We start from the raw sequence: 14,609 nt of genomic DNA, 5'->3' as shown, positions 1-14,609 counted from the left end.
TTAAGCGTCGATCGAAACTAGTGAGCGCGCCAGTGAAGCAGGGGCTGACCCACCCCTGCTTCAAGGGGATGTTACTTACCCTCGCGCTCAAGGCTGTTTCTGTACTGGGAGCAACCAAAACTCAGCAAGACTAATGTCAGAAGGCAAGCGACTACGTTGACGAGGGAGATGGAGTCGCCCACCGCAGCTGGATTTTTGAATACTTTGTCTGTTATCAATGCAACCAGAGTCGTGCCAATACCCAGTGCAATCAAATTCGAGATCATAAGGAAGACAGCGCTCACCTGAGCTCGCATTTGATTAGGTGGAAGGATCTGGGTAGCAGCGTTCGCCGCTGGCATCGCGATTGAAGAAAAGAACATTGCCATGGCTAGGAGCGTGAGGCAGACGGGCAAGCTTTCTACCTGCGAAAAAGCTGCCACAGGTATCAGCAGTGCTGAAGCCCCGATGACGCCGGCGCGAATCGGCGCATCGCTGTAGCCGCGTTGAGCCAGCCAATCAACCAACCATCCGCCGAACAGTACGCCTCCAGTGTTAGCGACCAGGACTACACCGCCAAGGATGTAGCCGGTTTCCGCAGGGCTAAGACCGTATTTACGCATCAGGAATGCAGGAGCCCAGCTCATCATCGAGAAAAGGCTGAGGGCCGCGAAGGAGTAGCCACCATACATGCAGAAAAAGGTCTGACGGTGCTGTTTCAAAAAGGCCACGGTGTTTTTCAGGCTTGGCTTGATTACATTTCCTTCCGCATCCACCTTCAAATTTCCACGAGGGGGATTCTTCACGGTCAAGATGATGAGCAACGCCACCAGCACGCCGGGCAACCCAACGATGAAAAATGTTACCTGCCAAGGGTACATCTGGCCGATCAGAGGAAGCGTAATGGTGTCCAGGTTTTTCAGCAGGTCGATGACGTAGCCACCTATCAGGAAGGCGATCCCGCCACCGATGAACGAACCTATCGAGTAAACGGCTAGCGCCCGTCCGATTTTGTTGCGGGGGAAAAGGTCGCTCAGCATCGAATAGGTAGCGGGTGAAAGTGCGGCCTCACCGATCCCAACGCCAAGTCGGGCCAGGAACATCTGCGTGAAGTTTTTGCTCAGGCCACAAGCCGCTGTAGCCAGACTCCAGAAAGCTATCCCGATCGCGATAATGCGCGGTCTGGAAAACTTATCGGCCAAGATTGCGATCGGCATTCCCATGAATGCATAGAAGAGAGAGAAGGCCAATCCGTGGAGCAAGCTGAACTGGACATCGGTCAGCTGCATGTCTCGCTTGATGGGCTCGATCATGAGCGCCAGGATCTGGCGATCAATGAAGGAAAAAATGTACGCAAGCATGCATACGCTGACCACGTACCACTCGTACATGTAGGTTTTTTGTGGCGACTTCACGTCACTCTGATTGTTCATAATCGATGATTTGCCCCGGTTAGTTATTGTCGGCTTTAGTGGCATTTTTTTAGGGCTACGTTTCGTGACAGATGGCTGGGTGAAATCCGCCCAAAACAAGCTCATCGCCTGCGTTCTCATGCAGCCATCGCAACCCATCATCGTTTTTAAATGATGGAAAAATCTCCTACCATCCGAGATGCGAAGCCCGCGTTCCATGCGTGCAAAAAACCGCCGAGTGGTGTAAATTTGATGGAAATATCCATTATTTCTGAGGTGGGTGGCGGGCATGTGGGTGGAAGATTCTGTACTGAAGCGTTTTTGCCTGGTCGACTCCTCGGACTACGGCCAGATCAAGGACGTTGTAAGCCAACACCTCAGGCCTCACAGAATGCGCCTGGAGCAATCGAGGTCGCTCCATTCACAGCTGTACGGCGTATGCTTTGGCGATTGCGCATTGTTGGATCTGCGGTACGGAGCAGCGGTGGAGATCGACATTGGCGATATCCAAGACTATTACCTGCTTCGATTTACCCTTCAGGGAGCCGGCCAGGTATCCCAAGGTAGAGATGTCGCTGTGCTGAGAAAGGGGACAATTACCGTTTCCTCTCCCTCACAGCATTCGACCATTCAAACAGATGAAAAATGTAGAAATCTGCTCTTGCGAGTTGAGCGCTCCGCACTGGAGAGCCAGCTCCAGGTCATGCTCGGTCGAGCGCTCACCCAGCCGTTGATTTTTCAGATGTGTGTTGACCCGCAGCACCAGGGTCTTGAGATTGTTCGCAGTTCCATTGAGCACATACATGCCCTTCATCAACATCCTATGGATGACACAATGAGGCTTGGTGTGTCTGCATACGCGGTTTCCGTGCTGCTCACCCAGCTTCCACACAACTACTCGGCACTGATTAACCTCGACCGCCGCTCGCTGATGCCTCGGCACGTGAGGCTGGCACAGGATTACATCGAATCGCACCTGAATGAGGCGCTGACTTTGGTAAAGGTTGCAGAGCAGTGCGGGGTATCAGTTCGGACTCTGCAGAATGGCTTCGCACGATTTCTGAATCAAACACCAACGGAATACTTGCGCTCGCGGCGCCTTGCTAGAGTCCATCAGGCCCTCAAAACTGCCAACGGGCAGACCAGCGTCACCGACATTCTTCTGGATCATGGCGTCAGTAGCATTGGTCATTTTGCGACGCACTATCGGAAAGAATTTGGCTGTTTACCTTCAGTCACGCTCAAGCAGCATTGTTGACGTTTCGCACTAGGAATTTTGCTTGCGCGTTTGGGGCAGAGTCCGTTGATTCCGCTCGATAGCATGACTCGACCTACAGAGGAGAGTGGTCATGCAAATTAGCGTTATTGGAGGTGGTCATGGTTGCTACGCTGCTGCCGTCGAGCTTTCCGAAAAGGGGCATTCAGTTAAGCTCTGGCGCAGAGACACTGATGCCCTGCGGCGCCTGAAAGATTCAGGGGGGCTTGAGGTCACGGATCATGCCGGCATCCGTCTTATCGGGCTGGGCGGGCAGGCGGATTTGCTGCAGGTCGCTGAGACGTTGCGCGAGGCGGTCGATCATGCAGAGCTATTGGTGGTCGCACTACCTGCAACCACTCATGACAGTCTTGCTGAGGAAATGGCGGAGCTGTTCAAAGACGGTCAAGTCGTTTTCTTCCCTCCAGGAACCCTAGGCAGCTTGGTGTTCGCAAACGCTATGCGCCAGGCAGGGAACACTCATCAAGTTGCCTTCGCCGAGACAGGCACGTTGCCATATTTGGCTCGTAAGCACGGCGAAAACCGCCTCACCATCAGCGGTTATGCTACCCGACTGCCGACAGGTGTTTTCCCGGCCAAGCTGAGCAACCTTGCGTTTTCCAAGCTTCGCGAGGCCTACCCAGCGGTAGAACCTGCTGGGGATGCTGTCAGTGGTGCGCTGATGAACGCGGGGCCCATCATTCATCCGCCTTTGATCCTTATGAATGCGGGCCCCTTGGAGCATTTTGCTGCTTGGGACATACACAATGAAGGCACTGTTCCTTCAATCCGTCGGGTTACTGACCAACTGGACGCTGAGCGTATAGCGATTCGAAACGCCTTGGGATACAGCGCTCCTCACTTTCCATTGGCAGATCATTACGCACCAGACGGCGATGAGTGGATGTACGGGCGTAGTGCACATGTTAAAGCCACTGACAGTGGCGATTGGAGAGAGAAGATCGATCTTCAATCGCATCGCTATATGCTGGAGGATACTGCCCTCGGTTTGTCTTTTCTTGTTTCCATAGGGAAGTGGGCAGGGGTTCAAACACCGTTGGCAAGAGGGCTTCTGAGCATCGCTGAAGCGGTGTGCGGCGTAGACCTATATCAATCTGGTCGCACACTTGAATCGCTGGGCCTGGCCGGATTGGATCGTCAGGAGATGGCCCGTCTCCTGAATGAGGGATGGCATTGATGAATGATTCCAGTCCCCCGATTTGCATCATCGGCGCAGGTCGCATGGGTGAGGGTATGGCCGTTGCTTTCAGCTATGCCGGCTTCTCAGTCACGCTCATCGATCTGAAGCAAAGACTGGCTGGCGATGCGGAGATTTACTGCCACGAAGTGCGTAGCAGCCTTGAGGCAGAATTGCTGTCACTGCAGAGCTTGGGGCTTTTGACCAGCAACCAGCTTAAGCGGGTCAATCAGCGGATTCAGATATGCAGCCGAGAAACGGCGAAACCTCATTTTGCTCGTGCTGAACTTATCTTTGAAGCGGTACCCGAAGTGCTCGATATCAAACGGAGCTGCTTTGCTTGGCTTTCAGAGCAGTGTTCACCCGATGCCATCATCGCCTCAACCACATCGACTTTTTTAGTGACCCAGCTCGCCGAATTCGTCAGCAATCCACGGCGCTTCGTGAACGCACACTGGTTAAACCCAGCCATGTTCATGCCATTGGTTGAGATAAGCCGGAGCGCCACAACATCCGAGCATGTCGTTCAGCGTCTGTCCTCGATGCTGAGAAAAATTGGAAAGGTGCCGGTCGTCTGCGCTCCTGTTGCCGGCTATATCGTGCCACGCCTGCAGGCTCTAGTGATGAACGAGGCTGCCCGTATGGTCGAAGAAGGGTTGGCAACCGCTGAGGAAATCGACACTGCGGTGAACGTTGGATTTGGCTTACGTTTCTCGGTCTTGGGCCTTCTTGAGTTCATTGATTGGGGAGGGGGGGATACGCTGTTCTACGGATCCAAGTACTTGGTGGAGCAGCTCTCACCTAGATTCACATCTCCCTCCATCATCGCGGAGCACATGCATAGCCATCGGAATGGGATGAGGGATGGACAGGGCTTCTACAACTATGACGGCGTCAACCTGAGCCAATACAAGAAGCAGCGTCTAGAGCAGTACATACAGCGGCTTGAGCTTATGGGGAAAATGCCTGTATTCGAAGCCTCTTCAGAGTCCTGATAAGCGATGCCCGGATGGCTCAAGACACGCGTAGCCATCCGGTCGACCGTAGGAGATTGGCGATGGAAGTAGTGATCATTGGGGCAGGAGCGATGGGGTGCCTGTTCGCCGCGAAACTGCAGCATTCTGGTGCCTCCGTCAGATTGGTTGAAGTCGATGAACCGACCGTTTCTGCCATTGCGGTGCGAGGCATTGAAGTGACCTGTGGTGGCTTGTCGCTAAGCCAATTTGTTCCAATTACCCGAGCAGACCAGACTCACCGGTCTGCAGATCTGATTGTCGTTTTCACTAAGGGATTGCATACCCGCCAGGCTATCGACTCGGTTCGGCACCTACTGACTGATACGACCTGGGTACTCACCCTCCAAAACGGACTGGGCAATGCGCAAGTCATTGCCCAACTTACCGATCCCGATCGTCTCGCAGTGGGGATGACCGATGTGCCGGCGGATCTCGCAGGGCCAGGCCAGGTGTCGACAGCTGATGCAGGAGAGATTCGATTCTGGAGCTACAGCAAGGCATATCATCCGATATTGGGTGAATTTCAAAACATGCTCTGTCGAGCTGGATTTCAGGCTGCGGTGGATGAGGGAGTGGTTGGCCATATCTGGGAGAAGGTGGCCTTTAACGCTGCTTTGAATGGCCTATGTACGCTTCTGGATTGTCGGGTAGAGTTGATCGGGATGAGCCAGGATGCTCGCTGGATCGCAACCCGGGCAGTGGCCGAGTGCGAGGCCGTGGCGCACCGCCTCGGGATCCCTTTCCGAAGTGATCAAGTGCTGGCAAGGATGGAAGAGGCCTTCATGCACCAAGCAGATCACATCGCGTCCATGCTTCAGGATCGAAGGGCTGGCAGGAGAACTGAAATTGAGTCAATCAACGGAGGGGTGATAAGGCTCGCAGACGAGATGGGTGTGGACGCTCCCGTCCTCAAAACGCTCTACCACCTCGTCCGATTCTCAGAGCCCAGCTCATAGCGAGCACGGCCTAAAAGGAAGCCAGTGCCCCCTTTCCAAACCTATGTCCGGAATTGGCCGATCAGCTGTTGCTGTTGGTTGGCCTGATTGTTCAGCTCGTGGCTGATGCTTGCGGCGTGCTCTGCTTGATCCGAGAGCGACTCAGTTACATCTCGGATGAAGCTGACGTTTCGATTGATCTCCTCCGCGACACTGCTTTGCTCTTCTGCAGAGCTCGCGATCAACAAATTCATTTCTGAGATTTCGTTGACGGCTGCGTCTATTCGCTCCAAGGCTGCAACTGCCATCTGGGCCTGCAAGACATTGTCTTGCGCGAGACCATGCCCGATGTTCATGCTGTGGGTCACGCTATTCGAGCCCGCTTGCAAGCTTTCTATTACACCGCGGATCTCCTCCACAGAGTCTTGAGTTCGGCGCGCAAGACTTCGAACCTCATCGGCCACTACGGCGAAGCCACGACCCGCTTCGCCAGCTCGCGCTGCCTCAATGGCAGCGTTGAGCGCTAACAGGTTGGTCTGACCTGCAATCGATAGAATTACTTCCAGCACCGAGCCTATCTGCTGGCTGCTGTATCCTAGTTTTTCCAGATCCTCCATGCCCTTGCTCATCGCAGATGCTTGGCTACGGATCGCTTCCATCGTCTTGGCGATCATTTCCAGTCCCTCTGCTGTCGCCTGTTCGGCTCGTCGAGCGGCATCAGCGGCCTGGGCGGCGCTTTGGGAGGATGTATTGGCGGTGACGGACATTTCATGCAGTGCAGATGCGACTTGATCAATTTCCCCGAATTGCTTCTGCATGCCTGAATTGGTCTGGTCTGCAATCAAGGCTGATTGGCTGGCCGTCTCTCTGATCAGACCGACAGAACCTTGGACTTTTGAGATCACAGGTTGAAGCTTATCCAGGAAACGATTGAAGGCCACCGACAACCGTCCTAATTCATCTCCCTTGTTATGCGTCAATCGCTGAGTCAGATCGCCGTCCCCATCGGCAATCTCTTCCAGACGATGCGCTACGCGAAGAATAGGGCGTGTGATGCCTCTGGCAGTCAACCACATCATGAGAGCGCCGAAGGCAGCCACTATCAAGCCGGTGAACAACTCCACCCCTGATGATTTAAGGCGTTGTTCGTCGAGCATCTCCGACATGTTGCGCGTTGGTGCTTCCAACACCGATTTTGGCACGTCGACAATGACAGTCCAGTTTGCAGAATCGTCAATAGGGCTGATTGGCACGAAGGCCGTTACACTTTGACCGCTTTCCAGCGATTTCGTAACACCTTGGTGGATAGCATCGGCCCAGCTTTTAGCACTTTGAGGAAGAGCCTGGTTGAGTAAGGATCCAACCTTGGTACTGTCAGCTGTGTGAGCGGACAGTACACCTGAAGAACTGACGATGCTGATCGTGGATTGCCCAGCATAAATCGCCTTCGCCCCCGACTCCGCATTGCGCTGAAGATTGTCGAGCCCGATATCGATCCCAATGACACCGATGACCTCACCATTTTCCATGATGGGGAAGGAGATGCTCGTGACGAGCCGTTTTGTCCCTGATGAGCTGTCGAAGTAAGGAGAGATCAGGCACGCAATTTTGCTCTTGATCGGGCATGTGTAAAACGAGTTGAAAGGTGCGCCACTGGGCCCTGGGGTCTCATCCGCGAGCAGTTGCTCATCGCCTGATACGTTGTTTAGCGTTCCGGCAGATGGCTGCAACCAGTAGATGGCGAAACGCCCTTGATCGTTGCTGCCTAAATCTGTTCGTCCCCTAAACGCACCATCTACACCATCAAGCTTGTTGGGTAAAAACGATGTAAACAAGCCGAGGATATCTGAGTGCTGTGCCAGTGCATCTCTCAGCGTCGCATTCAGATCATGGCGCAAAGCCGAAGGTGTGGACTGGTTGCGACGGGCTTGAGCTCTTAGGAAAAGGATCTGCCGTTGCACCCCAAGACCGAAGTCGTAGGCCCGACTAAACTCTCGTTGAATCAAGCTGGCTTGCAAGGCTGCCTGGGTCTGTAGATTCTGCTTGGCAGCATCAGTGAGGATGCTGTTCGAAGCGTTGATAGCACTCGCAGTGTTAGATTTGCTTTCCTCGATTGACAGCGTCAGAAGGGATCCGACCACGGCAATCAAACAGAGACTTGCCAGCAAGGTTATTTTATTTTGGATGCTGATAGTGATGGGCATTTGAGTGTCCGACGTGGATAACCGGTGTTAGCGATTGGTGGAGGTGTCGGTCAATGTATCGGTATGATTTGGGCCGGCAGTACCACATGGCAGGCACATGCAACTTGATGTCAGTCAGGTGCAAAAATTTCCCGTAGGCGCATGGCTCTACCGCGCCTAGGATGCACAGAGTAAAAATCATTACCATCCGCCCGAGCCTTTGTCACACGCTCAGCCGGCGAATTCGAAGGCTCATATAGATAGGGATGACGACGCTCAGCGCGGCAATCAGGAAGGAGATCCGGTAAGCCGCTGCGGGCTCTACCAGGTTAGTAAGCAGACTGAAAGTCACGCTAGTGACCGTGACCCCGCTGCAAAATGCTACCTGCCGGTTTACGCCCCAGAGTGCACTCGCCTGGTTCAAGCGTTGGATAGGGATGTTCATGAAGGCACCGCTTTGAGCTGTAGAGGTGCAAATGCTCCCACCGAGTCCCATCAGGCCATATATCGTCCCGAGCAATAACATATCGGATTGCTCCGTCGATCGGCTGAGCAAGAAGAAGCCGATGGCTTGCAGGATCGCTCCTACAGCTAGCAGTGGACTCGGGCCTACTCGCTTGTACAGCTTGCCATTTAGAAAGATTCCTATCCCCGCACCTACTGTCCAGGGAAGCATCAGACTACCTGCCTTGGTGGGTGAAATGCCCAGCACCTCTTGTAGGTAAAGCATGGCGAGAATGTTGATGCCTATGAACAGGCCCGTAATGGCGTGGTAAACAAGGACACCGAACCGTAGTAAACGATCCTCTAGAAGGCTTAGGTCGAGCAGTGGATGGTCGCTTCGTCGGTAATGCCAAAGATACAACGCAGCGAAACCAATGGCGGCGACCACCTGAGAAAAACCTACTGCGAATTTCCCTTCACTGAAATCTGTCAGGCCCAACAGCATTAGTGCCAACGCGGGAACGCCCATCGCAAATCCCTTGAAGTCGAAAGCGACGTTGCTGGCTCGCTCACTATCTTTCGGCAGCCACCAGAGTCCCAGTCCGATTGCGATCACCGTTGGAGGGAGAGTGCACAAAAACACCCAGTGCCAGGACAACGTTGAGACGATGAAACCGCCGATCATGGGGGATAGTGCCGGTGCAATCAGCCCAACCGCAAGGATCAAAGTTGCAAGCTGCGAGCGCTCTTCTCTTCGATATTGGGCATACACCAACGCCTGCCCTGCAGGTATGAAAAGCCCTCCACCCGCACCCTGCATAAAGCGCAGGCCCAGTAAGGTACCAATATCGGTTGCCACAGCGGTGAGCCCGGTGGCGACGCCGAAAAGCACAAGCGATCCGATCAGGAGAGATTTGAGGCCTAGCCGTTGAGCGAGCCAAGTACTCGCGGGAATGGCTAACGTAAGTCCAAGCACATAGGCAGTACTGATCCAGGCTACCTCAGCGACAGAGGCGGCCAACGCTTTGCCGATTATGGGGCTCGCAACGCTAGCAATGTAGGTGTTAATAAGGTCTAGAAACAAACCCAGTAGATAAAACGTCAGTATGCGAGCGCGTGAAAGGGGCATAGGTATCTCCGGTAGCGTTGCCCATTTTAAATCTCTCGAATTACGTAGATAAGTGCTCTAATCATGGACGTGTTGTTTGTGTTTTTTTGACAATAGGGAGGTGTTGCTTTGCTTGATCTTCAGCGAGTGGCGACGTTCGTTGCTGTGGTAGAAGCCGGCAGTTTCACAGCTGCTGCCAACACTCTCCGGCAGACGAAGGCAACGGTCAGCTTCAACGTGAGGCGACTTGAAGATGATCTAGGCGTAGCGTTGCTAGCGCGCAGCACGCGTCACACCGCCCTTACCGAGGCTGGTGAGCGATTCCTGATTCAGGCGAAAGCGTTGCTTGAGCAAGCTGACTATCTGGTTGAATGCACGCGTGGGCTGGAAGGTGAGCTGAATGGAAGCCTACGTATCACGAGCACCTTTGATTTCAGCAACTACATGGTGCTTGCGGCCATCGCTCGATTCTCAAAGGTGCACCCGCATTTACGAATTGACCACGTCGCTTCGTCCCGTCCTGAGGATTTGGTCTCGGAAAGGTTCGACGTCGCGGTAAGGCTAGGCAGCTTGCAAGACAGCGATCACAAGGCCGTGATGTTAGGCAGGTATGCGGTTTATCCCGTGGCTAGCCCCGCGTATCTCGCATCAAATCCGATCGATGGCTTAAAGGATCTCGGCAATGCTCTGTGGATTGGGCACAGTAGGTTGAGCAGGACAGCGCAATGGCTCGTCAAGGGAGCAAATGGGCGGAGCCGGAAATTCAGCATCAGTAATTTACCCAGACTGTATTCGGACAGCGCCAATGGACTTCTGCAACTTGCCCTCAACGACGCGGGAGTCGCGCTCTTACCTGATTGGGTCGCCCAGGATCACATCGAGGCCGGTCGATTGATCCATCTGGTACCTGAGATCGTTTTTCCACATCAAGAGGTACATGCGCTATATCGGAACGCTACGCATGTGCCCAGAGCCGTGAAGGAATTCATTGAGTACCTGCGATCGCATTTCACTGGTGATCGCCAGCACTCTGAATGAGAGATTTCGGTTCGATGTGCCATATGTGATGTTCGGCAGACATAGGCTAAAGCGCAAATTGGGCCTGTCTTGGCCGAGGTATCGCCTTTCCTTGAGTGCCCGTGTCCGAAAGCAGGCTTGGGCGTTGTGGCGCGATGTGAGATAGCTGGGTGCTTCCCTAGCGACGGCTATGAGTTGGTAGCTCCCTTTGGGCTGCATAGCTGCTACACAAATCTGCCTGAACACCATGCCGCCCTCGACTCTCGCGAAGTCGACGAGACCTACCCACATTGCTTCAATACTCTCCAGAGGTAGCTCGACACTAGCATCTTCGTTCCCGCCTTTGGGCCTTTGAGTTTCAGAGCAACCGGGGCAATTCAGGCAGATGCTTACCTGATCCAATGGTTACAAAGGGTCTATGAATGACGTCTACAGGTGTCTTGATAGGGAGATGTCAGTGTCGGCCAAATCCATGTCACTGTCAGACCGGTTACCGCTGTGATTTCGGCTCAGAATAGGTACGGCTAAACCTTCGTGCGTAAAAAACTAGGAGATACGAAATGACGATCGAAATTGCGGTGGAACGGCTTCAGGCTGGTTGCCAGGCGCATGACATAGAAGCTGTGACCCATCTTTTTACTGAGGATGCCACAGTGTCTGGTGAGGGCGCCCCCGGTCTCCTGCAGGGTCATGATCAATTGCGTCCAGTTTTAGGTTTTATGTTCGAACACACTCCAAAGTTATCCATTGAAATTTATCAGAAGACGCAGATCTCACCTGAAAGTGTTCTGACGTGGCTGCAATGGAGTTCTCCTTCTGCTGACGGTTCATTTATTAATTTTCGCTCTCTGACTGTGTGGCGCAAGACCGCAGATAGCTGGAAGATTGTCTCGGACTTCTACGGCCAAGGCGTGTTTGAAGATTAAGCTTTCAAGATCAAAAAATAACTATTATTAGGCAGGTGTTGAATGTCGTTGCCCTTTGAAATTCCATCAACGTACTACACGATGACCAAGAAGTACGATCTTCACTATCCTAGTCTGGAAGAGGATCTTGATGCTGAAGTCGTTATCATTGGTGGTGGATTCACAGGGATCAACACCGCCCTCGAGCTTGCCGAGCGCGGTGTTACCAATGTGGTTGTCCTTGAGACCAACTATTTAGGTTTTGGTGGTTCAGGTCGCAATGGCGGTCATGTTATGGCTGGCATAGGGCACGATCTAGAGACAATTGAAAAGGATGTTGGCCCTGAGGGGTTGAAGGCTATTTTTGAAGTTAGTGATATGGGCGCTAAACTTATCAAGGAGCGCATCGAACGGTATGGGATTCAGGCTGACTTTCAGCACGGCTATGGCTATCTTGGATTCAATAAGCGTCAGGGTAAATTGTTGCAAAGCTGGGAGAAGGATTTTCAAAGCCTGAATCCCGATCAGGAAATAACGTATCTGGAAGGAGCAGCTGTCCAAAGTATCGTCGGATCGTCGCGTTATACTTGTGCCCTCAAACATATGGGGAACGGCCACGTTCACTCTTTGAACTTGTTGCTAGGTGAGGCTAAAGCCTTCACCGAAGTGTATGGGGGGCGCATATTTGAGCACTCTCCCGTTCTCGATGTTAAATATGGCCCAAAAGTTGTTGTGCGGACGGCAAAGGGTAGCGTAAGGGCGGATAAGGTGCTATGGGCGTGCGGTGCGTTCATGAACAACCTAGAGCCTTCTCTGCATAAAAGTTTTATCAATGTCTACACGGTAAACTGTGTAACCGAGCCACTGCCGGAAGATGTTCTTCTTCGGTTGAGTCCAATTCGGGGGGCTTTCACTGATATTAGGCCTATTTTGGACTACTATAGGATTACACCTGACAATCGTCTGATGTGTGGAGGTGGGCATTCTGTGCTTGAATATTTCCCCGGGGACATCAAAGAGTGGGCTCGAAAAAAGGTTTTACACCTTTTCCCTTATTTGGGTGATGTGAAGATTGATGCGGCTTGGGGCGGGCCTATGGACTGCACGCTCAATTTGTTTCCACAAGTCGGAAATGTTGACGGGCATCGAAACGTTTTTTACGTGCAAGGATACTCAGGATTTGGTGTGACGCCGAGTCAGGTAATTGCTCAGGTTGTCGCAGACGGCATGGGTGCTGGTTCGCCTGTCTGGGATGCCATGAGCAAAATTCCACGGCGGAACATTCCTGGAAAAGATAAATTCCGCGAGGTGCTGTGCACCCTTGGGAAGGTTCAGCGACAACTCAATGCGTATCGTTTAGGTCGTCGATGATCACTAAACTATCGTTGGCTGGTTTCGCGCTCTGAGTTTTCTGATCTTAAAATTTCATGGTGTTGATAGCAATTTTATCGCTGGATTAATGAGTTCCGCTTTAGGGCTCGTATTATCACTACGCTTAAATGCACTACTGGAAAAAGTTCAGGATTTACATCGGCGATTTGCTAATGTTGCTGATGTAATTTTTGGCTACGGATAGCATGTATTCGCTATCAAAAAACGGTGCCTTGGTGGCACTCCTGTCAAAGAGCAAGGCAGGATTGACCATGTTGTTTAGCGGTTTTTGGCGGATAATCAAAAGCGTTGGTTTGCATTGTCTCTTAACGGACGGTGCGCGATCGCACATGGCTTCGGCGCGCGTGCTGTCTTCCTTCACCAGCCCATACTGCTCGAGTGGTATGGATATAATGATAATAACAGCAGGGTAACTGATGAATTCCGTCGAATCACATCCTATCGATAAGATATCGGTATACATTTGCGCTGGTTTGGTTTCCGGGGCTGGCGCATTGCTTTTAAACGTGTTGCCGTTATTGTTCGGCGCTTTCTCCGAAAGCTTCGGCTTAAGTGAAATCCAGCTTGGCAATCTAGCGTTATCAATGAATCTCGGTTTCGGACTGCTTGGTCTTGCATCCCTATTATGGGTGCATCGTATCAGCTGGCGAGTTATAGCATCACTGTCATCGCTACTCGTAATTGCCATGATTCTGCTCATGCTTGGGCAGCCAACTTATGAGAAATTGCTGATCGTAATGGCAGCTGCCGGGGCCGGAACTGGTGCGCTCTACGCATTAGCTATGACGATCTTTGGCGACAGCGCCCAGCCGGAAAAAGCGTTTGGCTTCAAGCTGGGGCTAGAATCCGTACCTGGTGCATTGTTGCTTGTATTGTTGCCCGTGGCCGTTGTCCCGTTGTGGGGTGTCGACGGGATGCTGCTGACGATCGCTGTAACAATGGTAGTTATAGGTATTCTTCCATTGCCCTGGGTACCAAAGAATAGCGTGAGGGGAGCAGTACCACTCGCAGTATCTATATCGTCTGCGGGTGCTCATCGTTCCATTGTCTGGCTTAGTCTGCTGGCGAGCCTGATTTTTTTGACAGGCGTCATGTCTGTCTGGGCGTTTCTAGAGCTAATTGGCAAAAAGACGGGGTTGTCCAGTGATACCATTGGAACGGTATTGGCTATAGGGTTTCTGATTAATGCTGTAGGCGGTTTTATCGCTTCTGCACTTGGTCTCAAGGCCGGTCGTTTCTACCCAATGGCTGTAATTATCATCGTCGAAGTGGTTGGGCTTCTTGTTTTAAGTCACTTCGATTCGCTTACTACGTACGTGGTTGGCGTCTTCTGCTTCTTGATTTCAATCAGTTTTGTTCTCGCCTATACTTTCGGCATCATGGCTGAGTTTGATCAGTCCGGAAAAATCGTTGCGCTTGGCGCTCTTTGTTTGTCCATTGGGGCGGCATTCGGCCCCGCGATTGGTGGGCAGCTGATCGAAAATTATGGATATCTCAGCACCTTGCTATTCTCTGGAGGGTGCTCAATAGCAGCTTTAGGCGTTTACGGAGTAGCGGTGTTTCGATCACGCCAGGTTTCTCGGAAAATGAAAGATGCGTCTACAATCGCTTCGGTAATTTGATCCGTCTGGACTGAAGATGATTTGGTTGATTGGATTATCTGGGCCGATTAGTTGATCGTGACTTCAGGTTTCTAAGAAACTGAGGTGAACTAGGGGTTTAAGAGTAGTCGCACCTGGGGTTTTGATGCGGCTTGCACCTAGAC

10 protein-coding genes and 2 pseudogenes are annotated in these 14,609 nt (G+C 52.4%); 8 read left to right on the top strand and 4 right to left on the bottom strand.

Annotated features, from left to right (window positions below):
• Nucleotides 1-71: 71 nt before the first annotated feature.
• Nucleotides 72-1,412 (bottom strand): spinster family MFS transporter, encoded by a 1,341-nt coding sequence (locus tag BVK86_RS08885; RefSeq protein WP_075946121.1) that lies wholly within the window; start codon nucleotides 1,410-1,412, stop codon nucleotides 72-74.
• A 268-nt stretch (nucleotides 1,413-1,680) separates the two neighbouring features.
• Between BVK86_RS08885 and BVK86_RS08880 the strand changes: the two genes are divergently transcribed.
• The 4 genes from BVK86_RS08880 to BVK86_RS08865 all read left to right on the top strand — a co-directional run bounded on the left by BVK86_RS08880 (nucleotide 1,681) and on the right by BVK86_RS08865 (nucleotide 5,816).
• A complete protein-coding gene (locus BVK86_RS08880; RefSeq protein ID WP_075946060.1) occupies nucleotides 1,681-2,649 on the top strand; it encodes an AraC family transcriptional regulator in 969 nt (322 codons plus the stop codon).
• Nucleotides 2,650-2,740: 91 nt separating this feature from the next.
• Nucleotides 2,741-3,844 (top strand): NAD/NADP-dependent octopine/nopaline dehydrogenase family protein, encoded by a 1,104-nt coding sequence (locus tag BVK86_RS08875; protein ID WP_075946059.1) that lies wholly within the window; start codon nucleotides 2,741-2,743, stop codon nucleotides 3,842-3,844.
• Nucleotides 3,844-4,839 carry a 3-hydroxybutyryl-CoA dehydrogenase gene (locus BVK86_RS08870; RefSeq protein ID WP_075946058.1) on the top strand — a complete coding sequence of 332 codons (996 nt, stop codon included), beginning with the start codon at nucleotides 3,844-3,846 and terminating at the stop codon, nucleotides 4,837-4,839. The genes BVK86_RS08875 and BVK86_RS08870 overlap by 1 nt, the downstream gene beginning before the upstream one ends.
• A 62-nt stretch (nucleotides 4,840-4,901) precedes the next feature.
• Nucleotides 4,902-5,816 (top strand): ketopantoate reductase family protein, encoded by a 915-nt coding sequence (locus tag BVK86_RS08865; protein ID WP_075946057.1) that lies wholly within the window; start codon nucleotides 4,902-4,904, stop codon nucleotides 5,814-5,816.
• A 41-nt stretch (nucleotides 5,817-5,857) separates the two neighbouring features.
• On the opposite strand, the pseudogene BVK86_RS30505 reads toward BVK86_RS08865, so the two are convergent.
• The 3 genes and pseudogenes from BVK86_RS30505 to BVK86_RS08855 all read right to left on the bottom strand — a co-directional run.
• Nucleotides 5,858-6,403, bottom strand: a pseudogene (locus BVK86_RS30505) (methyl-accepting chemotaxis protein); the annotation flags it as partial.
• A 312-nt stretch (nucleotides 6,404-6,715) separates the two neighbouring features.
• Nucleotides 6,716-7,999 (bottom strand): annotated as a pseudogene (locus BVK86_RS30500) (HAMP domain-containing protein); the annotation flags it as partial.
• A gap of 202 nt (nucleotides 8,000-8,201) precedes the next feature.
• Nucleotides 8,202-9,551 (bottom strand): MFS transporter, encoded by a 1,350-nt coding sequence (locus tag BVK86_RS08855; protein ID WP_075946054.1) that lies wholly within the window; start codon nucleotides 9,549-9,551, stop codon nucleotides 8,202-8,204.
• 108 nt (nucleotides 9,552-9,659) lie between these two features.
• Here BVK86_RS08855 and BVK86_RS08850 point away from each other — a divergent pair, with 108 nt between their 5' ends.
• From BVK86_RS08850 to BVK86_RS08830, 4 genes are all read left to right on the top strand, one after another.
• Nucleotides 9,660-10,568 carry a LysR family transcriptional regulator gene (locus tag BVK86_RS08850; protein ID WP_075946053.1) on the top strand — a complete coding sequence of 303 codons (909 nt, stop codon included), beginning with the start codon at nucleotides 9,660-9,662 and terminating at the stop codon, nucleotides 10,566-10,568.
• A 539-nt stretch (nucleotides 10,569-11,107) separates the two neighbouring features.
• A complete protein-coding gene (locus tag BVK86_RS08845; RefSeq protein WP_075946052.1) occupies nucleotides 11,108-11,473 on the top strand; it encodes a YybH family protein in 366 nt (121 codons plus the stop codon).
• A 42-nt stretch (nucleotides 11,474-11,515) separates the two neighbouring features.
• Nucleotides 11,516-12,823, top strand: a complete 1,308-nt coding sequence (locus BVK86_RS08840; protein WP_075946051.1) for an NAD(P)/FAD-dependent oxidoreductase — start codon at nucleotides 11,516-11,518, stop codon at nucleotides 12,821-12,823.
• 437 nt (nucleotides 12,824-13,260) lie between these two features.
• A complete protein-coding gene (locus BVK86_RS08830) occupies nucleotides 13,261-14,466 on the top strand; it encodes an MFS transporter (RefSeq protein ID WP_075946049.1) in 1,206 nt (401 codons plus the stop codon).
• Nucleotides 14,467-14,609: the final 143 nt, after the last annotated feature.

It is taken from the genome of Pseudomonas reinekei (genome assembly GCF_001945365.1).
Taxonomy (GTDB): Bacteria; Pseudomonadota; Gammaproteobacteria; order Pseudomonadales; family Pseudomonadaceae; genus Aquipseudomonas; species Aquipseudomonas reinekei.
Note: the sequence above shows the minus strand (reverse complement) of the source record. Positions and strands in the feature narration are given on the sequence as shown.

Excerpts from the sequence above, each read along its gene's own strand:
- BVK86_RS08870 (WP_075946058.1), top strand. The coding sequence starts at position 3,844 with ATGAATGATTCCAGTCCCCCGATTTGCATCATCGGCGCAGGTCGCATG.
- BVK86_RS08875 (WP_075946059.1), top strand. The coding sequence starts at position 2,741 with ATGCAAATTAGCGTTATTGGAGGTGGTCATGGTTGCTACGCTGCTGCC.
- BVK86_RS08855 (WP_075946054.1), bottom strand. The coding sequence starts at position 9,551 with ATGCCCCTTTCACGCGCTCGCATACTGACGTTTTATCTACTGGGTTTG.
- BVK86_RS08865 (WP_075946057.1), top strand. The coding sequence starts at position 4,902 with ATGGAAGTAGTGATCATTGGGGCAGGAGCGATGGGGTGCCTGTTCGCC.
- BVK86_RS08885 (WP_075946121.1), bottom strand. The coding sequence starts at position 1,412 with ATGAACAATCAGAGTGACGTGAAGTCGCCACAAAAAACCTACATGTAC.
- BVK86_RS08845 (WP_075946052.1), top strand. The coding sequence starts at position 11,108 with ATGACGATCGAAATTGCGGTGGAACGGCTTCAGGCTGGTTGCCAGGCG.
- BVK86_RS08840 (WP_075946051.1), top strand. The coding sequence starts at position 11,516 with ATGTCGTTGCCCTTTGAAATTCCATCAACGTACTACACGATGACCAAG.
- BVK86_RS08830 (WP_075946049.1), top strand. The coding sequence starts at position 13,261 with ATGAATTCCGTCGAATCACATCCTATCGATAAGATATCGGTATACATT.
- BVK86_RS08880 (WP_075946060.1), top strand. The coding sequence starts at position 1,681 with ATGTGGGTGGAAGATTCTGTACTGAAGCGTTTTTGCCTGGTCGACTCC.